At 64.8% G+C, this 22557-nt stretch carries 19 protein-coding genes, 1 tRNA gene and 1 pseudogene; 14 read left to right on the plus strand and 7 right to left on the minus strand.

The annotated features are described in order from the left end of the window. The 4 genes from ACWPWT_RS16370 to ACWPWT_RS16385 all read left to right on the plus strand — a co-directional run bounded on the left by ACWPWT_RS16370 (position 1) and on the right by ACWPWT_RS16385 (position 4015). On the plus strand, positions 1-2019 hold the full coding sequence (locus tag ACWPWT_RS16370; protein WP_454280577.1) for a tetratricopeptide repeat protein: 2019 nt from the start codon (positions 1-3) through the stop codon (positions 2017-2019). Between the two features lie 101 nt (positions 2020-2120). After that, positions 2121-2939, plus strand: a complete 819-nt coding sequence (locus ACWPWT_RS16375) for an ATP-binding protein (protein ID WP_454280578.1) — start codon at positions 2121-2123, stop codon at positions 2937-2939. 117 nt (positions 2940-3056) lie between these two features. Continuing rightward, positions 3057-3133 (plus strand) — tRNA-Pro (locus ACWPWT_RS16380). A 489-nt stretch (positions 3134-3622) separates the two neighbouring features. After that, positions 3623-4015, plus strand: coding sequence for a hypothetical protein (locus tag ACWPWT_RS16385; RefSeq protein ID WP_454280579.1), 393 nt, complete (start codon positions 3623-3625; stop codon positions 4013-4015). 10 nt (positions 4016-4025) lie between these two features. Here the strand turns inward: ACWPWT_RS16385 and ACWPWT_RS16390 are convergent, their stop codons facing one another. After that, on the minus strand, positions 4026-4544 hold the full coding sequence (locus tag ACWPWT_RS16390) for a hypothetical protein (RefSeq protein WP_454280580.1): 519 nt from the start codon (positions 4542-4544) through the stop codon (positions 4026-4028). A 112-nt stretch (positions 4545-4656) separates the two neighbouring features. On the opposite strand from ACWPWT_RS16390, the gene lepA reads away from it, so the two are divergent. From lepA to ACWPWT_RS16410, 4 genes and pseudogenes are all read left to right on the plus strand, one after another. After that, positions 4657-6468, plus strand: coding sequence for a translation elongation factor 4 (lepA, locus tag ACWPWT_RS16395; RefSeq protein WP_454280581.1), 1812 nt, complete (start codon positions 4657-4659; stop codon positions 6466-6468). Between the two features lie 131 nt (positions 6469-6599). After that, a complete protein-coding gene (gene modA, locus ACWPWT_RS16400; protein ID WP_454280582.1) occupies positions 6600-7352 on the plus strand; it encodes a molybdate ABC transporter substrate-binding protein in 753 nt (250 codons plus the stop codon). 7 nt (positions 7353-7359) lie between these two features. Next, positions 7360-8049, plus strand: coding sequence for a molybdate ABC transporter permease subunit (modB, locus tag ACWPWT_RS16405; protein WP_454280583.1), 690 nt, complete (start codon positions 7360-7362; stop codon positions 8047-8049). After that, positions 8039-8643 (plus strand): annotated as a pseudogene (locus ACWPWT_RS16410) (ATP-binding cassette domain-containing protein). Before modB ends, ACWPWT_RS16410 begins: the two are co-directional and overlap by 11 nt. 166 nt (positions 8644-8809) lie before the next feature. On the opposite strand, the gene ACWPWT_RS16415 reads toward ACWPWT_RS16410, so the two are convergent. From ACWPWT_RS16415 to ACWPWT_RS16435, 5 genes are all read right to left on the minus strand, one after another. Then, positions 8810-9586, minus strand: a complete 777-nt coding sequence (locus ACWPWT_RS16415) for a hypothetical protein (protein WP_454280584.1) — start codon at positions 9584-9586, stop codon at positions 8810-8812. Positions 9587-9733: 147 nt separating this feature from the next. After that, entirely contained in the window at positions 9734-10624 is an 891-nt protein-coding gene (locus tag ACWPWT_RS16420) for an EamA family transporter (RefSeq protein WP_454280585.1), read from the minus strand. 197 nt (positions 10625-10821) lie between these two features. Next, positions 10822-11364, minus strand: coding sequence for a 30S ribosomal protein S9 (gene rpsI, locus ACWPWT_RS16425; protein WP_261270590.1), 543 nt, complete (start codon positions 11362-11364; stop codon positions 10822-10824). After that, positions 11364-11843 carry a 50S ribosomal protein L13 gene (gene rplM, locus ACWPWT_RS16430; protein ID WP_037568175.1) on the minus strand — a complete coding sequence of 160 codons (480 nt, stop codon included), beginning with the start codon at positions 11841-11843 and terminating at the stop codon, positions 11364-11366. The genes rpsI and rplM overlap by 1 nt, the downstream gene beginning before the upstream one ends. Positions 11844-11966: 123 nt before the next feature. Then, a complete protein-coding gene (locus ACWPWT_RS16435; RefSeq protein ID WP_454280586.1) occupies positions 11967-13022 on the minus strand; it encodes a COX15/CtaA family protein in 1056 nt (351 codons plus the stop codon). A 106-nt stretch (positions 13023-13128) separates the two neighbouring features. Here ACWPWT_RS16435 and ACWPWT_RS16440 point away from each other — a divergent pair, with 106 nt between their 5' ends. From ACWPWT_RS16440 to ACWPWT_RS16450, 3 genes are all read left to right on the plus strand, one after another. Then, positions 13129-13596, plus strand: a complete 468-nt coding sequence (locus tag ACWPWT_RS16440; protein WP_261270588.1) for a Fur family transcriptional regulator — start codon at positions 13129-13131, stop codon at positions 13594-13596. Between the two features lie 284 nt (positions 13597-13880). After that, positions 13881-16871 carry a TonB-dependent receptor plug domain-containing protein gene (locus ACWPWT_RS16445; RefSeq protein ID WP_454280587.1) on the plus strand — a complete coding sequence of 997 codons (2991 nt, stop codon included), beginning with the start codon at positions 13881-13883 and terminating at the stop codon, positions 16869-16871. Between the two features lie 14 nt (positions 16872-16885). Beyond that, positions 16886-17881 (plus strand): glycoside hydrolase family 43 protein, encoded by a 996-nt coding sequence (locus ACWPWT_RS16450; protein ID WP_454280989.1) that lies wholly within the window; start codon positions 16886-16888, stop codon positions 17879-17881. A 57-nt stretch (positions 17882-17938) separates the two neighbouring features. Here ACWPWT_RS16450 and ACWPWT_RS16455 read toward each other — a convergent pair whose 3' ends face one another. Then, positions 17939-18979 carry a LacI family DNA-binding transcriptional regulator gene (locus ACWPWT_RS16455; RefSeq protein WP_454280588.1) on the minus strand — a complete coding sequence of 347 codons (1041 nt, stop codon included), beginning with the start codon at positions 18977-18979 and terminating at the stop codon, positions 17939-17941. A gap of 146 nt (positions 18980-19125) precedes the next feature. On the opposite strand from ACWPWT_RS16455, the gene ACWPWT_RS16460 reads away from it, so the two are divergent. The 3 genes from ACWPWT_RS16460 (at position 19126) to ACWPWT_RS16470 (ending at position 22521) form a co-directional block, all read left to right on the plus strand. Next, positions 19126-20367: an MFS transporter gene (locus ACWPWT_RS16460; protein WP_454280589.1), complete on the plus strand. Its 1242-nt coding sequence runs from the start codon at positions 19126-19128 to the stop codon at positions 20365-20367. After that, on the plus strand, positions 20364-21941 hold the full coding sequence (locus ACWPWT_RS16465) for a glycoside hydrolase family 43 protein (protein WP_454280591.1): 1578 nt from the start codon (positions 20364-20366) through the stop codon (positions 21939-21941). Before ACWPWT_RS16460 ends, ACWPWT_RS16465 begins: the two co-directional genes overlap by 4 nt. A gap of 88 nt (positions 21942-22029) precedes the next feature. Further along, the gene (locus tag ACWPWT_RS16470) at positions 22030-22521 is read left to right on the plus strand and encodes a nucleoside deaminase (protein ID WP_454280592.1); all 492 of its coding nucleotides are present in this window, start codon (positions 22030-22032) and stop codon (positions 22519-22521) included. The last annotated feature ends 36 nt before the right edge of the window (positions 22522-22557 follow it).

Consider the following 22557-nt stretch of genomic DNA (forward strand, 5'->3'; position numbering starts at 1 on the left):
GTGCCGGATAGCGCGAAGGAGCCCTATACCGGGCGCGAACGGCGGCGATCGCATCCCTATCCGATGCTGCGCCGCAAACGTCGTATCTGGCGTCGGCGCTCGATTCGGCGGCGGATCAGGATCGTCGCGGTGCTGGCGGTTATCGCATTGGCGATCGCGGGGCTGCTGACCCTATTGTATAGCGGCAGCCCGAGCGTCGACCCCGTTGTGGCGCTGCGACGTGCGACGATCGCGCTTGAGGCGGGGAATTATCACGCCGCCCATGACCAGGCGCGGGAAGCCGCCAAGGCCGCCCCGCAATCGGGTCAGGCGCAGATGATGCTCGCCAGGACCAGCCTATTGCTGGGTCAGGGGGTGACGGCGGAGGCCGCGCTCGACCGTGCGCTGGCCGATGGCGTGCCACAGATTGATACGCTGGCCTATCGCGCCGAGGCGAGGCTGCTGCTCGGCAATGTGGCGGGCGCGCAGGATGCGATCGGTCATATGCCGCGCGAACGCGACGCCGCGATGATGCGGGTTGCCGCGCAACTTCGTGCGGTCCAGGGCAGTGGAGGCGGCGCGCTACGCTCCAGCCTGGAGCAACTGGTCGCTCGCTTTCCTCGGGATGCTCGGGGCTGGACCGATTTGGGGCGTAGCCGCTTCGGAGCGGGCGATATGGAGGGCGCGACGCAGGCAGCAACTCGGGCGGTGGCGCTGGTTCCGGCCGATCCCGCCGCGCTGACCTTGCAAGGGGAGGTCGTCCGGGCTCGCTACGGCCTGTCGGCGGCTTTGCCATGGTTCGAGGCAGCCTTGGCGCGTGACGCCTATTATCACCCCGCTTTGATCCAATATGCCGCGACGCTGGGTGATCTGGGCCGCGCCTCGGACGCGCTGGCCGCGACGCGGATGGCCTTGGTCTCGGAGCCCGGCAGCCCCGAAGCACTCTATCTCCAGGCGGTGATCGCCGCTCGAGTGGGCCTCTACGCACTGGCGCAGCAGGCGCTCCAACTCACCGACGGAGCGCTGGCGGCCCGGCCGTCGGTCGTGCTGCTGGAGGGCGCATTGGCCTATGCCCAGGGCCGACCACAGCGAGCCGTTCGCGCCTGGGCGCGGCTGGTCGCTATGCAGCCGATGAACGTCACCGCGCGGCGATTGCTGGCTTTGGCGCAGATCGGGTCCGGCGACCGGGCGGCGGCGCTGGCGACGCTGCGCCCGATTTTGTCACGGGCTGATGCGGACGGTTATGCGCTTCGCCTCGCCGCCATTGCGCAGCCGGGGGAGGCCGCAGGACTGAACGATCGCATCGCCAGCGCTCAGCGGGGCGATGCCGCCATCTTCCGCGCCGATCGCCCCGTCGGCGACCTCGCGCTGGCGGCCGCCGAGTCTCCGACCGATCCGACCTATGTGCTCGGCCTGATCCGGGGGCTGGCCAGCCAGGGCGATCGGGCCGCAGCCATCCGGACGGCGCAGGCCCTTGTCCGCGCCAGTCCCGGTGCACCGGTCGCGCAGATCGCCTATGGTGACATGCTCGCCGTGACGGGACGTATGATCGAAGCGGTCGGTCCCTATGCCCGTGCGGCCAATCTCACCTTCGACGAACCCGCGATGCTTCGGCTGATCGACGGCTATCAGCGGATCGGCCAGCCGCGCGCGGCGGCCACGGCCTTGGGCTTGTACCTTTCGCAGAATCCGCAAAGCGTACCTGCCCGACGCTTGTTGGCCACTTGGCAGATGGCGGCGGGACAATGGGACGATGCGATCGAAACGCTGGAGGCGCTGCGGACCCGGCTTGGTCCGGCCGACGTCGCGCTGCTGCACGATCTGGCCATCGCCTATGCCGAAAGTGGGGACGGTGTAGTGGCGCGTCGTTACGCGACGGCCGCCTACCGGTTGGCGCCGATGAACGCGGCGGTGGCGGATGCCTATGGCATGGCGTTGGCCGCCGATGGTGAAGAGGCGGGGGCGCGACAGTTGTTCGACAAGGCGCTGGCCCTGGCACCCGGCGATCCCGTGATCCTGAAGCACCGCGCCGCGCTTTAAACCGCTTTCCGCCCGAGGGAAGACGGCGACGCAATCCGGGCCGGAAATGCTACGGACCGGTGGTGCTTGGCAGGCGCTGGGGCGCGCCTTACAGCCACGCCATGATCGACCCCGCCCCCCATGCGCTGGAGCGCATCGCCGCCGCGCTCGAACGCCTTGCTCCCCCGCCGCAGCCCTCTGCCGATCCGCTCGCGCACCCGGCCTATTTGTGGCGGGGCGGCGTGCTGCACGCCGCGCGCAGCTTTTCGCCGGTGCCCTTGGCGCTGCTTCAGGGACTGGACCGGCAGAGGGAGGCCCTGATCGCCAATCTGGAGCGGCTAGCCGAGGGTCACGCGGCGCAGGACGTGCTGCTCTGGGGGGCGAGGGGCACCGGCAAATCGGCGCTGGTCAAGGCCAGCGTGGCGGCCGTTCAGGAACAGAGGGCCGGAAGGCTCGCGCTGGTATCGGTCGACATGCTCGACAGCCTGCCGGACCTGTTCGCCATGCTGGAGGGGGTGAAGCGCGCTTTCGCCGTCTTCATCGACGATCTGGGCTTCGATGGGGCCAGCGAGGCGCGGACGCTGCGCTCATTGCTCGATGGCGGGGCGGAGGCGCGGCCCGCGCATGTCCGCCTGCTGGTCACGTCGAACCGTCGCCATCTCCTGCCCCGCGACCTCAGCGAGCAGGACAGCGCGATCAATCCGCGCGATGTTATCGACGATCAGATGGCGCTGTCCGATCGCTTTGGTCTGAGCCTGGGTTTCCATATGCTGGACCAGGACGGCTATCTGGCGATCGTGCGGGCCTATGCCGAACGCTACGACCTGCCGTTCGATGGCGCGGAAGCGGTCAACTGGGCGACGCGGCGGGGCAGCCGTTCGGGGCGGGTTGCGTGGCAATATGTGGTCGATCTGGCGGGGCGGATGGGGCGCAATCTGTAATAATTAAACCGACAGATAAAAAACTGCTTGCGCCTGTCCGAACCGCTGGCTATTGGCGCGCCTCCAGCACGGATCGGCCTTCCCGAAAGGCTTCGAAAACGGTCCGTACTCTCTAGTCGGGGAGTAGCTCAGCCTGGTAGAGCACTGCCTTCGGGAGGCAGGGGCCGGAGGTTCGAATCCTCTCTCCCCGACCATTTACATGTACTTGTAATCATCTCCGAAAGGAGGTCCCGCAACGGCAGCCGCCGTGTTGCTTATTCCGGTGTCAGTCCGGTGTGTCGAAAAGCGTACCACCGTTCGTCCACGGTTTGTTCAGTCGGCGCCAAGTCCTGCATTGAACTAGTCTCCTCGTATTTTCGCTCTGGCTACAACCCCCTCCGCGATGCAGGATTAGTGATCGTAATCGAACGGGGGCGGCATGGGAGTTGACTGGCCAACAGCGTTGGCGTTCTCGAAGGTCGGGGTTGACGCGCTTAAGGCGTGGCTTGGCCTGGGGCCGCGTTCGGCATTGCCTTACTGTTCCGGGAAGCGATGTGGGGCGTCATCGGCAGGGTGAATAAGGTGTCGATGTGGGGAGCTGAGGTGGAGCTTCCGGCGATCGATCAGCCGACCGCTGGCGGGGAGAGCGGCCGAATTCTCACTGTACCCCCCTATACCTCCCTACGACCCTCTTCTGCTTCCTGGTGAAGCGGTTTCTCGAGGCTGTTGACGAGCAAGCCCTGTCGATCGAACAAAAATTAGCGTGGGCGCTTCGCCTTGCGGCGATGTTCCAGATGGTCGTCCGCCATGAACAGCACTATCGTTGGATTTTCGGCTCACAGATCGCCCTACTAAAGCAGCTCAATCTGGTGGCACGCATGACCAAAGCTCAGGTGATATCTTTCTGGAAAGAGCATGCTGTCTCTCCGGCGCCGGCACCGTCCTATACATTTGACAATTGGCTCGCCTTTTTGACTGCCGAAGACGTCACCGTCGAGAGAGAAGGAGACGATGCCAGCTTGGCCATGACGCCTGTGGGCAAAGCGTTTTTGGTTTGGATGACCCAGCAATCCGCGCCGGACATGAAACCGCTCTAAGGGCACCCGATTAACAGTCGAGTGGAAACGGCAGTTTTCTGCATCGCCATCCCCTGCCGAAGGAGGAACAGCCCCGACAGGGGGCGACCTCTCCCTGGGGCGCAAACCTCTTGGCGGGCGCTGCCTCTGCCGTACCCGCGGCACCCAAGGTGACGAGACCCACACCGCTCACCAGCTTCGAATAAGCCTGGATGGGCGACAGGGTCACGATCCGGCCGATATCGGTGTTGTCATAGCTGCGACCCACCGCGCCAGCGACCGCAAAGAAACCCCCGCAGCCCGAACGTTGCACAGGGACCTTGAGCAGCTTCGACGGTGGCGCGAGGTTCCACGCACCGGTCACGCTGGATGTGTCAGCATCGACGATCGAAAGCGTACCCGGTTTGCGGGCGCAATCGGGTACGTCGCTGGCGGTGGCTTCCTCAAGGCGCTGGCCGCTGGTCGGTTTCGCGAAGTTCTGGGCGCCGACAGGGTTCGCGGCGATTGGGCTGGGGCTCGCGACGGTGGCGACAAAGACGAATTTGGACATGGTATGCCCCCCGGCAGACCATATGTTCAGCGGGATGTGGGCTTGATGTATCTGCATCCTCGCCGCTGGCGTCTAGCACTCCGGCTCAGGACAGGCTAGGCGCTGCGGGACTATGACCACGCCGCTCGACAAGATTCGCAATTTCTCTATCATCGCGCATATCGACCATGGCAAGTCGACACTTGCCGATCGCCTGATCCAGTTCACCGGCGGCCTGACCGACCGGGAGATGAGCGAACAGGTTCTCGACAATATGGAGATCGAGAAGGAACGCGGCATCACCATCAAGGCGCAGACCGTGCGCCTGGCGTATAAGGCGCAGGACGGCGAAACCTATACGCTGAACCTGATGGACACGCCGGGCCATGTCGACTTCGCCTATGAGGTCAGCCGGTCGCTGGCGGCGTGCGAAGGCGCGCTGCTGGTCGTCGACGCCGCTCAGGGTGTCGAGGCGCAGACGCTGGCCAACGTCTATCAGTCGATCGAGCATGACCATGAAATCGTGCCCGTCATCAACAAGATCGACCTGCCCGCCGCCGAACCCGAAAAGGTCCGCGCCGAGATCGAGGATGTGATCGGCATCGACGCGTCGGGTGCGGTGCTGGCCAGCGCCAAGTCTGGCATCGGCATCGGCGACATTCTGGAAGCGATCGTCAAGAACATCCCTGCGCCCAAGGGGGACGCGACCGCGCCATTGAAGGCGATGCTGGTCGATAGCTGGTACGATCCCTATCTGGGCGTTGTCATCTTGGTCCGCGTGATGGAAGGCACGCTGAAAAGGGGCCAGCAGATCAAGTTCATGCAGGCGGGCACCACCCACCTGATCGACCGCGTCGGTTGTTTCCGCCCGAAGATCGAGCAGCTGACCGAGCTGGGCGTCGGCGAGATCGGCTTCATCACCGCGCAGATCAAGGACGTGGCGCAGGCGCGCGTCGGCGACACGCTGACCGACGCCAAGAAGCCGACCGAGCAGGCGCTGCCGGGCTTCAAGGAAGTTCAGCCGGTCGTGTTCTGCGGCCTCTTCCCGGTCGACGCCAACGATTTCGAGAAGCTGCGCGAGTCGATCAGCAAGCTGCGTCTCAACGATGCGTCGTTCAGCTTTGAGATGGAGACGTCGGCGGCGCTCGGCTTCGGCTTCCGCTGCGGCTTCCTTGGGCTTCTCCATCTGGAGATCATCCAAGAGCGGCTGACGCGTGAATATGATCTCGACCTCATCACCACCGCGCCGTCGGTGGTGTACCAGATCGAGCTAACCCATGGCGGCGGGCAGATCGACCTGCACAACCCCGCCGATATGCCCGATCCGAACAAGATCGAGTCGATCAGCGAGCCATGGATCGAGGCGACCATCTATGTCCCCGATGAATATCTCGGTTCGATCCTGAAGCTGTGCCAGGACCGGCGTGGTATCCAGAAGAACCTGACCTATGTAGGCGGCCGTGCGCAGGCGACCTATGAACTGCCGCTCAATGAAGTCGTGTTCGACTTCTATGATCGGCTGAAGTCGCTGTCGAAGGGCTATGCCAGCTTCGACTATCACCAGATCGGCTATCGGGAGGGCGACCTCGTCAAAATGAGCATCCTCGTCAACGAGGAGCCGGTCGACGCGCTGTCGATGATCGTCCACCGTGGGACCGCCGAGACGCGCGGGCGCGGCATGTGCGAGCGGCTAAAGGAACTCATCCCGCGCCATCTGTTCAAGATCCCGATCCAGGCCGCGATCGGCGGCAAGGTGATCGCGCGCGAGACGATTTCCGCCATGCGCAAGGACGTGACCGCGAAATGCTATGGCGGCGACGCAACTCGTAAGCGTAAGCTGCTGGAAAAGCAGAAAAAGGGTAAGGCGAAGATGCGCGAGTACGGCTCGGTCAGCATCCCGCAGGAAGCCTTTATCGCGGCGCTGCGCATGGGCGATGAGGCCTGACCTCAAATCCTCCCCAGGCTTGGCTGGGGAGGATCGAAGAAAGCCGGCTTTCGGCTTCGTGCGACGGGAAAGAATCGTTCCTTGTGCGTTACAGCCTTATATGGCCATCAAGGCACAATAAGGGGACGCCAATGATGGTATTTCGATCCGTCGCGCTGGTCGGCGCTTTGCTCCTGTCGGCGTCAGCCGCCGCTCAGGATCGCGCTCCGCTGGTTCTCGCCGCGGCCAGCTTGCAGGAATCGATGACTGCCGCTGCCGATGCCTGGGCGAAGCGCGGCCATCCGCGTCCGGTCATCTCTTTCGCCGCCTCTTCCGCGCTGGCGCGACAAGTGCAGGCGGGCGGCAAGGCCGATCTGTTCGCCTCCGCCGACGAAGAATGGATGGACGTCCTCCAGAAGGACGGTCTGCTTGCGGACAGGACCCGCAGTGCCTTTCTGGGCAATCGCCTCGTCGTCATCGCGCCGGTCGGCAAGGGCGGGCAGGTGACGACGCGGACGCTGGGCAGGACCTTGTCCGCCGGACCGCTGGCCATGGCCGACACCGACAGCGTTCCGGCAGGCAAATATGGCAAGGCCGCCCTCGAAAAGCTTGGCGCGTGGAATGCGGTCGCCTCGCATGTCGTGCGCGCGGAAAATGTCCGTGCCGCGCTCGCGCTGGTCGAGCGGGGGGCAGCCCCGTACGGCATCGTCTATTCGACCGATGCCAAGGCGTCGCCGCGCGTCCATGTCGTCGGTCTGTTCCCGGCGGCGAGCCATCCTCCGATCACCTATCCGCTCGCCCGGTTGAAGGCGTCGAGTAACCCCGAAGCCGAGGGGTTTCGCCGGTTCCTGCTGTCGGCGAACGGCAAGGCGATCTTCCGCCGCTATGGCTTTTCGACGCGATGACGGCTTGATGCTGTCGGCGGAGGAATGGGGGATCGTTCGGTTGTCGCTGCTGGTCGGCGGCAGCGCGATGCTGGTTACCCTGCCGATCGCCTTTGCCCTGGCGTGGCTGCTGGCACGGGGACGGTTTCCGGGGCGCGTTCTTCTTGACGGGATCGTCCATCTTCCTCTGGTCGTGCCACCGGTCGTCACGGGCTGGGTGTTGCTGCTCGCCTTTGGCCCGGACGGGCCGATCGGTCGTTGGCTGAGCGAGTGGTTCGGGGTCAGCGTGTTGTTCCGCTGGACCGGGGCCGCGATCGCTGCCGCGGTGATGGCGCTGCCGCTGGTCGTGCGCGCGATACGGCTATCGATCGAAGCGGTTGATCCCCGTCTGGAGCAGGCCGCACGGACGCTGGGGGCGGGGCGTGCCCGTGTCTTTGCCACCATCACGCTGCCGCTCTGTGCGCCAGGCCTGTTGGCGGGACTGGTCCTGGGTTTTGCGCGATCGATCGGCGAGTTTGGCGCGACGATCACCTTCGTGTCCAATGTGCCCGGCGAAACGGCCACACTGCCGCTCGCCATCTACTCCGCCCTGCAACGCCCCGGCGGAGAGGCGATGGTCTGGCGTCTGGCCACCGTGTCAGTCCTGCTGTCGCTGATCGCGCTGGTGACATCCGAATGGCTGGCACGCCGGATGGGACGGGGGCTGCATGTCCTTTGACGTCGATGTCACGGTACGGCGTGGGGACAGCCGGATCGGGGGCAGCTTCGTCACCGGCCCCGGTGCGACGATATTGTTCGGGCCGTCGGGTGTGGGCAAGACCAGCATTCTTCAAATGGTCGCGGGGTTGCTGCGCCCCGAGGCGGGTCATGTCCGCGTCGCTGGCGAGACGCTGTTCGACGCTGATGCCCGTATCGACGTCAAGCCCGAGCGCCGCCGTATCGGCTATGTCTTTCAGGAGCCGCGCCTGTTTCCGCATATGCGGGTTGCGGCCAATCTGCGTTCCCGCATGCAGGGGGGCGGCGGGGATTGGGGGGGCATCATCGCGATGCTGGGCATCGGCCATCTGCTCGATCGCTGGCCGCGCAGCCTGTCGGGGGCGAAGCGCGGCGGGTGGCGATCGGCCGCGCCCTGCTCAGCAACCCCCGTGTCCTGTTGCTCGACGAGCCTCTATCGTCGCTCGACCGCGCGCGGCGGGGCGAAATACTCGATGCGCTGGTGGCGGTGCGTGACCGGACCGGCATCCCGATCCTGATGGTCACGCACGATCCCGAGGAAGCCGAACGGATCGCCACGGCCATCGTCCGGCTCTGATCGGTCGGGCCAGTCCGAAGCCCCGGTCGGTCCCTGCCCGTCCGCCCCGGGGAACGTCCCACCGGCTTTCAGTCATTGGCGACGATCGACGTTGGGGGCATGGTGCGCTCCCCTGCGACAGGTGGCTTTGTCGCTTCGCTACTGTCGAGACGCGGACGGGGTAAGGTCAAGTGGCACCGCACCAAAGCGCTCCCTTGACCAAGTGAGGCGTGCGGCAATGGTCGGGGTGGGGCGGCGGTGTGCCGGGCTTCCAAAGGTCCAGCCGACGCAAAAGCTCGGGCATATCCGAATCGATCGCGGGCAATGGATTACCGTCGCCATAACGGGTCGCGCTGCGATACCGTAATATCGGAGCATAGCGGCCCGAATGGGCCAGGCGGTTCAGTGTGATCCAGAAGCCGAAGGGCGCATTGGACGTCGGCTGGGCGGAAATGATCGCACCGCGCAACGGCCCGCTTTCCATGTAGCGGACCTCCTGATTGTTGTTGCGGCCGGTGTTGAAGGCATAGACGGGCACGAACCGCTGGCCCGCACGGTCATAGGCCAGTGCCATCGTCCCGATCACCTGATCGCCATTGCCGCCGCGCAGGCTTGCGGCCTGCACCCACAGCAGGGGGCGATCGGCGCGCGGACGTACGATGCGCGCGTCGTCGAGATAATGAATGGTTTCGTAAAGCGCATTTAGCCCCGGCCGAGCCAATATGGCGTCTAGCGAAGGGCGGCAGCTTTTCCCGTCATCGCGGGTGATGCAGAGATGGATCTTGCCCGGTGCCTTGGCGGTCGCATCGCCGAACGGGTCCGGAACGTCCGGCCCCTGCGCCACCAGAAGTTGCCATCCCGGCTTGAGGCCGAAGGGGCGAGACAGTGCGATGGGCCGCGGGGGCGAAGCGGCGGCGGTCGCAGCCAGCAAAGGGAGCAAGCAGATTAGCCGACGAGCGGGCATGGCACGAAACTCCTCCGACATACGCCGTTGCCGTCGCGAGGACTGACAGGGTTCGGCGAATGCGAAGCGTAGCTTGCGATAGTCTGGATGGCTTGGCCGTGAAGGGCGCGTGACATCCCGGCCAAACCGAATGCCGGTCGCTTAGCGTCAGAGAAGCGTCGTCAGCAACACGCCCCCGACGATCGCCAGACCCGACAGAGTTTGCCGAACGCCCAAGGCCTCGCGGAAAAGCCGATGTCCCGCCATGGCGGCGATCGGGGCCTCGATGATTCCCAGTGCCCTGACCGGCGCGGCCGGGGAGAGGGCGAGCGCCACGAACCAGCCTGCCGAGGCACAGGCCCCGCACAGTCCCGCCCCGAGCGAGGGCCGCCAGCGGCGCAGCACCTCGACCAGCGTAGCCGGATCACGCCAGGCGAGGATCAGGCTGAGCCCCAAGGTCTGCATCGCCTGCACGACGGCAACGCAAACGAGCGCGGCGAAGACCGGATGTGTGGGCTCCAGCGCCAGCGCCGCATGGCGGAACGCGTTGAGCGAGAAGCCGAAGAATAGACCGGAGGTCAACCCCATCGCCGCACCGACCAGCGAGGCGCGACGCTGATCGGCCGGGGGCCAGGATAACGCGACCAGCCCGACGGTGGTGATGGCGACACCGACCCATGCCATCGCGCTAATCCGGTCGTGGTAGACGAGCAGGCCGAGCAACGCGGCAAGCGGCAAGGAACTTTGCTGGAGCGCCGTGCCGACCGCAAAGCCCGACCGGCGCATGGCATCGAGCAGCGCCGCCGTCGCCAATACCTGCGCCGTCGCGCCTACGATCGCCGACAGCCAGAAGACGCCGGTCCATCGAAGCCCGGCGCCCGGCGTGAAGATATGGGCGATGGCGACGAACATTAGGGAGAAGGGCAGGCCGAACAGGAAACGGACCAGCGTCGCACCCCATGGTCCCGATGACGACATGACCCCACGCTGCAGGGCATTGCGGCCAACCTGAAAGGTTGCGGCTGCCACCGTGGCGGGGATCCATAGCGGGTTGGACATGGCAGCTCTCGCCTATTGGTTGACCGGGCCTGGGGTGAAGGGTGGGACGCTGAAACGAAAAGAGCGGCCCGTTGCCGGACCGCCCTTTCGGCAAAAAGGCCGAGCGCCACGCCGTCGGAGATGAACGGCGTTGCCGTTCCTGCCGCCCGACGTGGCGAATGCTGGGACGGCCATGGCCATCCCAGCACGCCCGCATCTTAGCGCTTCGAGAACTGGAAGCTGCGACGCGCCTTGGCGCGGCCATACTTCTTACGCTCGACGGCGCGGCTGTCGCGGGTCAGGAAGCCAGCGGCCTTGACCGGAGCGCGCAGAACGGGCTCATACTTGGTCAGCGCCTGGCTGATGCCGTGCTTGACCGCACCGGCCTGACCCGACAGACCGCCGCCCTTGACGGTGCAGATCACGTCATACTGACCTTCGCGCTCGGTGATGCCGAACACCTGGTTGATGACGAGACGCAGCGTCGGACGCGCGAAATAGACTTCCTGGTCACGACCGTTGATCGTGATCTTGCCCGAACCCGGCTTCAGCCAGACGCGAGCGACGGCGTCCTTACGACGGCCGGTCGCATAGGCGCGGCCAAACTTGTCCAGTTCCTGCTGACGCAGCGGGGTGGTGCTGACGCGCTCGGCGGGAGCGGCGGGGGCTTCACCGGCGGCGGCGGTCTGCGCCGGAGCGGCAGCGGCCTGCTGGTTCAGGGCGGCGCCGAGATCGGCGAGCGACTGGCGGTTATCGGACATTATGCGCCCACCTTGTTCTTGCGGTTCATGCTCGCAATGTCGAGCACTTCGGGGTTCTGCGCGGCATGCGGATGCTCGGTGCCGGCGAAGATGCGCAGGTTGCGCATCTGCTGACGGCCCAGCGGACCACGGGGGATCATGCGCTCGACGGCCTTTTCCAGGACGCGCTCGGGGAAGCGGCCTTCCAGGACCTTGGCGGCGGTGATGCCCTTGATACCACCGGCATAACCGGTGTGCTTGTAATACACCTTCTGGCCCAGCTTGTTGCCGGTGAAGCGCACCTTGTCCGCGTTGATGACGATGACATTGTCACCGCAATCGACATGCGGGGTGAACGACGGCTTGTGCTTGCCGCGCAGGATGTTCGCGATGATGGTGGCGGCGCGGCCGACAACCAGGCCGTCGGCGTCGACGATATGCCACTTCTTCTCCACCTCGTGCGGCTTGGCCGCCTTGGTGGTCTTCATGAGCGCCTTCATGGGCGTGAGACCTTTCGGTTTGAAATGCAGCACGCCGCCCTTTGAACCGGGGCGGCGCGAACGAGGGTCCAATGCGGAAGGTGGCTCAAAATGTCAAGCAAAGTGCGGCTTTGCTGACGGGTATTATGATGCCTTAAGGGCGCGCGTGCTGCTTCCGAGCCGGTGTGCGGCGGCGGTCGCGGCGATCAGCAGCAGGGCGGCATTGGCCTGGTGCGCGACCGCGATGTCGATCTGCACGCCGCTGAGCAAGGTCGCGATGCCCAGTCCGATCTGGGTGACGACCAGCGCGACCACCAGCCAACCGGCGTGCAAGCCCCCCGCCCGGATCGCGCGGACGGCCAGCCACAACAGTCCCGCCGCCGCCGCGAAGGCGAACCAGCGATGGATGAACTGCACAACCACGGGATTGTCGAAAGCGTTGGCGATGGCGGGGCTCATCATCGGCGTGCCCGCCGGGAACCAGGCGTCCCCCATCAGCGGCCAGCTCGAAAAGGCATAGCCCGCGTCCAGTCCGGCGGTCAGCGCGCCGAACATCAACTGCACGAACAGCAGCAGGAGCGCGGCGGACCCCGGTGCGGTCAACCTGGCGGGGGCCGACAGCCGATCGCGGTGAAGGGCCTTCAGGTCCAGCCCGGTCCATATGATCCCGGCAAGGATGAGCAACGCGGTAAGCAGATGGACCGTCAGGCGGATATGGCTGACATCGGTACGCTCGACGAGGCCGGAGGCGACCATCCACCAGCCGATCGCTCCTTGTAGTCCGCCCAGCGCGAGCAGCGCGACGAGGCGCGGCTTGTAGCCGACGGGAATGGCCTTTCGGGCCCAGAACCAGATCAGCGGCAGGGCGAAGGCCATGCCGATCACCCGCCCCAGCACCCGGTGGAGATATTCCCAGAAGAAGATCGCCTTGAACCCGCCCAGCGTCATGTCGCGGTTGAAGGTCCAATATTCGGGGATGCGCTTGTAATTGTCGAACTCGGCCTGCCACTGCGCCTCGGTCAGCGGGGGCACGATGCCGGTGATCGGCTTCCACTCTGTGATCGACAGGCCGCTATTGGTCAGGCGGGTGATCCCGCCGACCACGACCATGGCAACGATCAGACCGGCCACCGCGAACAGCCAGCGGGCGAGGGCTCGGGGACGGGCGGTGATCATGAAAGCGGGGCTCGGTTGCAGCATCGCATCGTCATAATGGCCTGAGCGTCGCGGCGATAGTGGACCGAATGCCCCGTCGCGACGCGCCGGGGACCTTGCTCCACCGACCGGCAAAGCCTAAATCTCGATCATGGCGCACATGCATAACCATCACGAGCCCGTCGGGGCCGATCTTGCCGACGCGGCGAAGGCGACGCTGGAGCGGGCTGGCGAACAATGGACGGCCATGCGCGCCAGCGTCTTCACAGCGCTGGCCGGCTTCGAAAAGCCCGCCTCCGCCTATGACATCGCCGATGCCATGTCGAAGACGCAAGGTCGGCGCGTCGCCGCAAACAGCGTCTATCGCATCCTCGACCTGTTCGTCGGTGCCAATCTTGCGCGCCGGGTCGAGAGCGCCAATGCCTATGTCGCCAATGCGCATCCAGACTGCATGCACGACTGCATCTTCCTGGTCTGCGACAAATGCGGGCAGACCACCCATATCGACGACGACCGGCTGACCGGTGCGGTGCGCGATGCGGCACGCGGGGCGGGGTTCAGCCCCGAGCGTCCGGTGATCGAGGTTCGGGGACGTTGCGCGGATTGCGCCGGAGATTAACCGGTTTTGGGGGACTCCGTCCCTCGGTTGATCGGGCCATATAGACTCTCCGTATTTGCGCACCGGCCTCCCGATGATCGCCGTCATCGTCACGGCGCTATATTTCACCCTTTGACGTAGCGATCGCTGGTCCCGCCCCATAGGCTCGATCCGGCGCATTTCGGCACGCCATCGCCGCGACACAAGTTTTGCAATCGACACAAGGCATTGACTTGCGCGCCGAAACGCGAAATGACGGTGGTAACGTTACCAGATAAAACGGGACGAAAAGGGAGAGGTTTGAGATGATGACGGGATCGCATAGCCGCACCGTGCGTCGGCGCACTCTTGGCGCGGCAAGCTTGGTGGTTCTGGCGGTGGCGACGGTCGCGACGCCGGCCTGGGCTCAGGTGCCACCGAACCAGGCGGCTCAGACCGATCAGGCGGCCACGCCGGGGGCATCGGTCGACACGGTTGCGCCGGACGACCAGGTCGGCGATACCAATGCGCGCGACATCATCGTCACGGGCTCGCGAATCACGACCGGTGGGTTCACTGCGCCGACCCCGACGACCGTGATCGGCGAGGAGCAGATCGCCGCCAATGCGCAACCGAACATCTTCACCACGGTCGCGCAGTTGCCCTCGCTTCAGGGCTCGACCGGCACCGCGACCAACACCTTCAGCACGTCGAGCGGTCAGCAGGGGCTTAGCTCCTTCTCGCTCCGGGGTGTGGGCGCGATCCGAACCCTGACGCTGCTCGATGGCCAGCGGGTGGTCGGCGCGAACGTCACCGGCGTTCCCGACATCAGCCTGTTTCCGCAACTGCTGATCAAGCGGGTCGACGTGGTCAATGGCGGTGCCTCGGCCTCCTATGGTTCGGACGCGGTCGGCGGCGTCGTCAACTTCATCACCGATACCCGGTTCAAGGGGATCAAGGGCAATGTCCAGGGTGGCCTGACCACCTATGGCGATGATGAACAAGTGCTGGTCCAGCTGGCGGGCGGTACCAGCCTGCTCAACGATAGCCTGCATGTGATCGCCAGCACCGAATATGCGCATGAGGAAGGCGTCGGGGGCGGTCAGTTCGGCATCGGCCTGGCGGGCGGGCGCGACTGGTTCCGCCAGTCCACGCTGATCAACCGCAACGTGTTGAACGACGGATCGCCGCAATATCTGTTCCGCGACTATGCGCAGGCGTACAACTACACCAAATATGGCCTGATCACCGCCGGGCCGCTTCAGGGCATCGCCTTTGACCAGTCGGGCAATCCGTTTCAGTTCCAGTATGGATCGAACGGCGTGCCCGTACGGGACGCGGCGGGCAATGTCAGCGGATGTCTCCCCGGTTTTTGCCAGGGTGGTGACCTGTCGGGTAATGTGGATGCGGGCCGCTCGTTGCAATCCAAGATTCAGCGCGTGAACGGCTATGGCCGGATCGGCTATGACTTCGCGCCCAACGGCGAGATTTACGGCACGATCAATATCGGCCAGGTCAAGACCAACAACCAGCCGGTCGGCGGGCAGAACCGCCCCAACCTGACCATCCAGTGCGCCAATCCTTATGTCCCCGCGCTGGTCAAGGCGGCTTGCGCCACGGCGGGCATCACCAATTTCCAATACGGCACCAGCAACGCCGCGCTGGGCAATACCCAGGTCTATACCGACCGTCGCCAGTACCGTTTCGTCGCGGGGGCCAAGGGGCGGGAACCGGTGCTCGGTTCCGACTGGTCCTACGACATGTATTACGAGCACGGCACCAACTATACGGATGTGGACGTCAGCAACATCATGCTGTCGCGCCGCTTCAACCAGGCGATCAACGCGACCACGCTGAACGGGGCGATCGTCTGCGCCGATGCGACTGCGCGCGCCAACGGGTGTCAGCCGCTCAATATCTTCGGCGGTAATCCGTCGGCCGCGGCAATGAGTTATATCATGCCGCAATACGGACCCTATCAGCGGACGCGCCAGACGCAGGACGTGATCAGCCTGAACTTCTCGGGCTCGCCCTTCTCGTCCTGGGCAGGACCGGTGTCGATCGCGTTCGGCGGCGAGTTCCGCCACGAATATTACCGCGTGCGGGCCGACCCATATGGCGCGGGCTTTGCGAATACGCCCGCCAACGCTGCCTATCCCGCCGACCCGGTCCTGCTGGCCGATGGCAACAACTGGTATGCGGGCAACTACAAGAATGGCAGCGGTGCCTATAGCGTGAAGGAGGCCTTTATCGAGGCCGACCTGCCGATCATCAACTCGGAGGCCGGCGGGCGCGCCAACATTAACGGCGCGGTGCGCGTTACCGATTACAGTACGTCGGGCACCGTGTGGGCCTGGAAGATCGGCGGCACCTGGGACCTGCCGGTCGACGGCCTGCGCATTCGCGGCGTGACCTCTCGCGACGTGCGCGCGCCCAATCTGTCGGAACTGTTCGCGGCGCCGGTCACGACCACGCTGCCGGGCTTTTTCGACCCCTTCAACAACGTCAACGTGCTGGCGCTTCAGAATACCATCGGCAACGTCAACCTGACGCCCGAAATCGCGCGCAACACGACGCTGGGCATCGCCTTCTCCAACTCGCAGGCGATCCCGGGGCTCAGCCTGTCGGTCGACTATTACAAGATCAAGATCACCGACGTCATCTCCAGCCTGGGCGCGCAGGACATCGTCAACCTGTGCTATCTGAACATCGCGCCGGAGACCTGCGGTGTGTTCAACCTGAACAACCCCAATGGGCCAAATTATATCAACGTCCAGTCTTTCAACCTGGCGTCGATCCTGACCGATGGTTTCGACATCGAGGCGAGCTATCGCTGGCGCAATCCGCTGGGCCTGCCGGGCAGCCTGACGCTGCGGGCGCTGGCGACCAATATCCGGCGCTTCATCACCGATACCGGCCTGCCCAATACGATCCCCAACGACACGGCGGGCGTGAATATCGGCAGCACGCCGAAGTGGAAGTGGCTGGCGGTGCAGACCTATGCCACCGACGACTGGTCATTGCTGCTGCAGGAGCGCTGGTTCAGCGACGGCAAGCTGGGCAATCAATATATCGAATGCACCACCGGCTGCCCCGCCTCGACCGCCAATCGGCCGACGATCGACAATAATTTCATCCCCGGCGCCTTCTATTTCGACGTGGGCGGCACCTATAACGTGACCAAGGCGGTAACCGCTTATTTCAAGGTCGATAATGTGTTCAATCGCGATCCGGCGCGGTCGCCCTATTTCGTGAACCCGGCGCTCTATGACGTGCTCGGTCGCGTGTATCGGGCCGGCGTGCGGTTCAACTTTTGAGGGGGGATGTGGTGATGATGGAACGGATGATCGGAGCGGTGCTGCTGGCCGCCTTGCCGGTGGTGGGCATGGCGGCGGATACGCCCTCCGCCGTGCCGGGATCGAATCCGATCATCCGCGACGCGTTCACCGCCGACCCCGCGCCCCTGGTCGTGGGGGACCGGCTGTACCTCTATGTCGGGCATGACGAGGCGCAGCGGGACGAGATGTTCAACATGAAGGAATGGCTGGTCTATTCGACCACCGACATGCGGAACTGGACGCGGCACGGGCCCATCATGAACGTGCGTGATTTCAAATGGGCGAAGAAGGACGCCTGGGCCAGCCAGACCATCCACAAGAACGGCAAATACTGGTTCTACGCCGCGGTCGAGCATGACGACAGTCATCCGGGCAAGGCGATCGCGGTCGCCGTGTCCGACACGCCGACAGGCCCCTTTGTCGATGCCAAGGGCTCCGCGCTGATCACCAACGAGATGACGCCCAAGGGGACGCATAGCTGGGAAGACATCGACCCGACCGTATTGACCGATGATGACGGCACGACATGGATCGCCTGGGGCAACCGGCAATGCTATATCGCCAAGCTGAAGCCCAATATGATCGAGATCGACGGCCCGATCACCGAGATCACGCCGCCGCACTTCGAGGAGGGGCCCTGGCTCCACAAGCGGGGGAAGCTTTATTACCTGACCTATGCCTCGCTCGATCGGACGACGCAGCGTGACGAGCATATCTCCTACGCCACCGCGCCATCGCTGAAAGGGCCATGGACCTATCGTGGGCTATTGACCGGATCGGGCAAGTACAGCTTCACCATCCATCCCGGCATCGCCGACTTCAAAGGCAAGTCCTACCTGTTTTTGCATAACGCCAATCTCGCGATCGGCGATCAGAGCGGGGCTATCGGGCGGCGCGCAGTGACGGTGGAACGGCTCCATTATAATCCGGATGGAACGATGAAGCCGGTGGTTCAGAGCGAAGCCGGTGTGACGGCCTCGGCGCGCTAGGTCGTGGACAACATCTTCGCGCTCCGCCCCGGCCCGTGTCGGGGGCGGACTGATCGTTCAAGGCCGGGGCGGGGCGGTGGAGTCGCGTTCGATCAACTGATGGTCCAGCACGGTCACGCGGTGCCGGCCTTCGGAAGCCGGAACGCTGCCGCGAATTTCCTGGATCAGCATATGCAACGCCACCGTCGCCAATTGCCGGACCGGCTGGTGAATGGTGGTAAGCGGCGGCCACAATGTCGTCGCAGCGGTGCTGTCGTCGAATCCAGCCACGGTCAGATCGCCCGGCACGTCCAGGTGGCGGCGGTGCGCGACCGAGACGACCGCCGCCGCCATATCGTCGTTGCTGGCGAAGATGGCGGTCGGCGGCCTTTCGCTGCCCAGCAGTTCCTCGCCCGCGCGCAGACCGGAGGCATAGCTATAATCGCCCTGGACGACCTGCGTCTCCAGCCCGTCCTCCTCGGCGATGGCTCGCCGGAAACCGGTGAGACGCTCGATACTGGCGGTCTGGTCGGGATTGCCATGGACGAAGCCGATGCGCCGGTGTCCCAACCCGATCAGATGGCGTGTCATGTCATAGGCGGCACGGGCATTGTCGATCCACACGCAGATGGCATCAGGCGCGACGCCGCCGACGACGGCCAGCGGCAAACCGGCCTCGCGGATGATCTCGCGCACGAAGCTCGATTCGCCCAGCGGCGGCGCCAGGATCAGCCCGGCGATCCGCTGTGCGATCAGCCCCTGGATTGCTTCGCGCGTCGGCGGACGGCCCTGTTCGCCCTTCAACAGGAAAAGCTGTGCCGCGCGGGTCGAGGCTTCCTCGAACACGCCGACCAGCAACTCGCTCATGAAGGCGGCGCTAGGGTTGGAATAGATGACGCCGATCCGAATTTCGCGCGACGTCACCAGGCTGCGCGCCATCAGATTGGGCGTGTAGTTGAGTTGGGCGATCACGTCGCGGACATGCGCACGAACCTCGTCGCGCACGCCCGCGTCGCCGTTGATGACGCGCGACACGGTCATGGGCGAGACACCGGCCTGTTTGGCCACGTCGATGATCGTCACGCCGCGCGGGCGTCCTTTGCTACGCGTCAAGGGCATCCTGTCCTGTCGTCGGCGCTTGCACCGCGCCAATGCATGCGGATAGCGGCGGGATCGGACGGGGTGAAGGGGCAAAGCCAGCGGTTGCATGGATCGACGTGCGATGCATCGCGGACAATGACGCCAGGGATGGGCGGGGATCGGATATGAAGCGCTTTCCCTATATCCGCTGGACGATCATCGGTCTGTTCGTCGCGGCAATGGTCATCAACTATCTGACGCGAAGCATTCTGGGCGTCGCTGCGCCCGCGATCATGACCGAGCAGCATATCTCGTCCGCGCAATATAGCTGGATCACCGGCGCCTTTCAGTTCGGCATCATGTTCCAGCCGGTGGCGGGCTATCTGCTCGACCTGTTCGGACTGAAGTTCGGGTTCAGCCTGTTCGTCGCGGTTTGGTCGCTGATCACGTTGGGGCATGGCTTTGCGAATGGCTGGCTGGGCTTTGCCGGGCTTCGCGGCGCGCTGGGGCTGGTCGAGGGATCGGCGCAACCCGCGGGCATGAAGGTGGTCGCCGAATGGTTTCCGGCGCGTGAGCGTGGCGTGGCGGGCGGTATCTACCAGATCGGGGCGTCGTTCGGCGCGGTCTTCGCGCCGCCGCTGGTCGCCTGGGCGGTGTTTCACCATAGCTGGCGTGCGGCCTTCTTCGTCGCGGGCGGGTTGGGGCTGCTCTGGGTAGTTGCCTGGCTGTTTTGGTACGCACCGCCTGCCCGGCACCGCTCGCTTTCCGAAGGCGAACGCCAGTTGATCGTCGAGGGGCAGGAGGCGTCGCTGGCGAAGCATCGCCGCCGCCCGCCGCTGGGCGAACTGCTTCGCCGTCGCAACCTGTGGGCGATCGCGGCGGCGCGGTTCCTGGCCGATCCGGTCTGGGGGATGCTGTCGCTCTGGATGCCGCTCTATCTCGTTCAGGCGCGGCATTTCGATCTGACGCAGATCGCTCTGTTCGCCTGGCTGCCCTTTCTGGCAGCCGATCTCGGTTGCCTGTTCGGCCCCGCCGTGGTGGCCTTTCTCCAACGGCGCGGGATCAATCTGATCGATGCGCGGCGAGGGGCCTTCACGCTCGGGGCGGTGCTGATGACGGGCATGATGTTCGTGGGCAGCGTGAACAGCCCCGTCGCCGCCGTCGCGCTCCTGTGCCTGGGCGGGTTCGCGCATCAGACTCTGTCGGTTACCGTCATCACCTTGTGCTCAGACCTGTTCCCGCAGGATCAGGTGGCGACTGCGACCGGCGTGTCGGGAACGGCGGCCAATCTGGGCGTGCTGCTCTTCACGCTGACGCTCGGTTCGCTGGTCGATCAGGTCGGCTACCAACCCTTTTTCATCCTGCTCGGCCTGCTCGATCTGGCAGGTGCGGCCCTCCTCTGGACCCTGGTGCGAAAACCCGCATGACGATCAACAATCCCATTTTGCGTGGCTTCAACCCCGACCCCTCGATCGTGCGGGTGGGCGAGGATTACTATATCGCGACCTCCACCTTCGAATGGTATCCCGGCGTCCAGATCCATCACAGCCGCGACCTGGCGAACTGGACGCTGGTCGCGCGTCCGCTGAACCGGGCCGCGCAACTCGACATGCGCGGCGATCCCGATGGCTGCGGCGTCTGGGCCCCCGACCTCAGCTACAAGGACGGACGGTTCCACCTGATCTTCACCGATGTGAAACGCTATGGCCGCACCACCGTCGATGGCGCGCGCGGAGCATCTTTGCGCGATTTCCACAATTACTGGGTGTCGTGCGACCGGATCGACGGCGAATGGAGTGATGCCGTACATCTTAACAGCAGCGGTTTCGACCCCGCGCTGTTCCACGATGACGATGGGCGGAGCTGGTTGCTCAACATGCTGTGGGACCACCGCCCGGACCGCAAGCGCTTTGCCGGGATCGTCATCCAGCAGATCGACCTGTCGACCGGCCGGTTGCTGGGTACGCGTCGCTGCATCTTCGAAGGCACCGAACTCGGCTTTACCGAGGGGCCGCACCTCTACAAGCGGGACGGCTGGTATCATCTATTGGTGGCGGAGGGGGGGACGGAGCGGGCCCACGCGGTGGTGATGGCCCGGTCGCGCCATCTGTTCGGCCCCTATGAGCCTCATCCGGATGGCCCCGTCCTAACCGCGCGCCACGACCCGTCCGCGCCGCTGCAACGCACCGGCCATGGCGATCTGGTCGAGACGCCAGAGGGTGAGACCTGGATGGCCTATCTCTGCGGGCGGCCGCTGCCGGTCAGCGACCGGTGCGTGCTGGGCCGCGAAACGGCGATCCGGCGGATGCGCTGGGGCGAGGACGGCTGGTTGCGCTGTGCCGAGCCGGACGCAAAAGCAGGCCCCGTTCCGGCGGAGGACGAACGCGATATGTTCGATGGGCCGATATTGCCCGCCGCGTTCCAATGGCTTCGTACTCCTCGGTCGGAGCGACTGTTCAACCTGACCGAACGGCCGGGCCATTTGCGGCTCTACGGTCGCGATACGATCGGCAGCCATTTCGAGCAGGCGTTGGTCGCGCGCCGTCCGACCGCATTCCGCTATGATGCGACGACCTTGGTGGAGTTCGAGCCGGAGCATTTCCAGCAGGCGGCTGGGCTCGTCTGCTATTATAACAGCACCAAATTCCATTATCTGCACATCACCGCCGACGATGTGGGCCAAAGACTGGTCCAGGTGCTGTCCGTCCTGCCGACGGGCGACGGGCAGAGTTTGCTCAGCGCGCCGATCGCCGCGCCGGACGGGCCTATCGAACTGCATGCCGCCGTCGATCACGAGACGCTGCGCTTCGCCTTTCGCGCGGTGGGGGAGGGGGATTGGCAGTGGCTGGCCGAGACCTTCGATGCCGGCCTGTTGTCGGACGAGGCGACGCTGGCCGGCCTGCCCAATTTCACGGGCAGCTTTGTCGGGATGGCCTGTCAGGATATGGCGGGGACGGGGCGCCATGCCGACTTCCGTTATTTCCACTATCGAGAGGTTTGATCTTTGTCCCTGCCGTGAAGCGTTTAGGGCTTTGGGGAAACCGCCTGACGAAGCGGGAGCATAAGCGTCGATTCGGCGTTCGGTGCCTATGACTTCCGAAGACGAACATTGGATGCGGATGGCGATCGATGTCGCGCGTTCGAAGGGCTCCGACCCATCCACCTCGCCACTTGGATCGGTGATCGTGCTGGACGGTCGCGTTCTGGCCGCCGAGCGGAACCAGACGCACGAACTGCCCGACGCCACCGCCCATGCCGAAATGATGGCGATCCGCCGTGCCTGCGAAGGGGAGGGGGAAATGGAGTTGCGCGGCGCGACGCTCTACTCGACGTTGCAGCCCTGCGGCATGTGCACCATGGCGTCGATCTGGTCGAAGGTCGGCCGCGTTGTCTATGGAGCCGGACGCGAGGACGTCCACGACATGTATTTCGAGGCGCGGCATGTCGATACGCTGAGCTTCATCGCCGACGCCTATCGCGATGACATCGTGATCGAGGGCGGATGCCTGCGTGAAGAATGCGCCGGGCTCTATTACCCGCCCGATGCCGACCTGCCCATCGAAGAGCAGGCGAACCTGTGATCGGACTGAAATAGCCCTTGCGTCCGGCCGCCCGCT

Source organism: Sphingomonas sp. Marseille-Q8236, assembly GCF_965112005.1.

Coding starts and splice junctions, on each gene's coding strand:
- ACWPWT_RS16415 (WP_454280584.1), bottom strand. CDS start 9,586: ATGCCCGCTCGTCGGCTAATCTGCTTGCTCCCTTTGCTGGCTGCGACC.
- ACWPWT_RS16465 (WP_454280591.1), top strand. CDS start 20,364: ATGACGATCAACAATCCCATTTTGCGTGGCTTCAACCCCGACCCCTCG.
- ACWPWT_RS16470 (WP_454280592.1), top strand. CDS start 22,030: ATGACTTCCGAAGACGAACATTGGATGCGGATGGCGATCGATGTCGCG.
- ACWPWT_RS16460 (WP_454280589.1), top strand. CDS start 19,126: ATGAAGCGCTTTCCCTATATCCGCTGGACGATCATCGGTCTGTTCGTC.
- rpsI (WP_261270590.1), bottom strand. CDS start 11,364: ATGTCCGATAACCGCCAGTCGCTCGCCGATCTCGGCGCCGCCCTGAAC.
- lepA (WP_454280581.1), top strand. CDS start 4,657: ATGACCACGCCGCTCGACAAGATTCGCAATTTCTCTATCATCGCGCAT.
- ACWPWT_RS16455 (WP_454280588.1), bottom strand. CDS start 18,979: ATGCCCTTGACGCGTAGCAAAGGACGCCCGCGCGGCGTGACGATCATC.
- ACWPWT_RS16445 (WP_454280587.1), top strand. CDS start 13,881: ATGATGACGGGATCGCATAGCCGCACCGTGCGTCGGCGCACTCTTGGC.
- ACWPWT_RS16420 (WP_454280585.1), bottom strand. CDS start 10,624: ATGTCCAACCCGCTATGGATCCCCGCCACGGTGGCAGCCGCAACCTTT.
- modA (WP_454280582.1), top strand. CDS start 6,600: ATGATGGTATTTCGATCCGTCGCGCTGGTCGGCGCTTTGCTCCTGTCG.
- rplM (WP_037568175.1), bottom strand. CDS start 11,843: ATGAAGGCGCTCATGAAGACCACCAAGGCGGCCAAGCCGCACGAGGTG.
- modB (WP_454280583.1), top strand. CDS start 7,360: ATGCTGTCGGCGGAGGAATGGGGGATCGTTCGGTTGTCGCTGCTGGTC.
- ACWPWT_RS16440 (WP_261270588.1), top strand. CDS start 13,129: ATGGCGCACATGCATAACCATCACGAGCCCGTCGGGGCCGATCTTGCC.
- ACWPWT_RS16375 (WP_454280578.1), top strand. CDS start 2,121: ATGATCGACCCCGCCCCCCATGCGCTGGAGCGCATCGCCGCCGCGCTC.
- ACWPWT_RS16390 (WP_454280580.1), bottom strand. CDS start 4,544: ATGTCCAAATTCGTCTTTGTCGCCACCGTCGCGAGCCCCAGCCCAATC.
- ACWPWT_RS16435 (WP_454280586.1), bottom strand. CDS start 13,022: ATGCTGCAACCGAGCCCCGCTTTCATGATCACCGCCCGTCCCCGAGCC.
- ACWPWT_RS16450 (WP_454280989.1), top strand. CDS start 16,886: ATGATGGAACGGATGATCGGAGCGGTGCTGCTGGCCGCCTTGCCGGTG.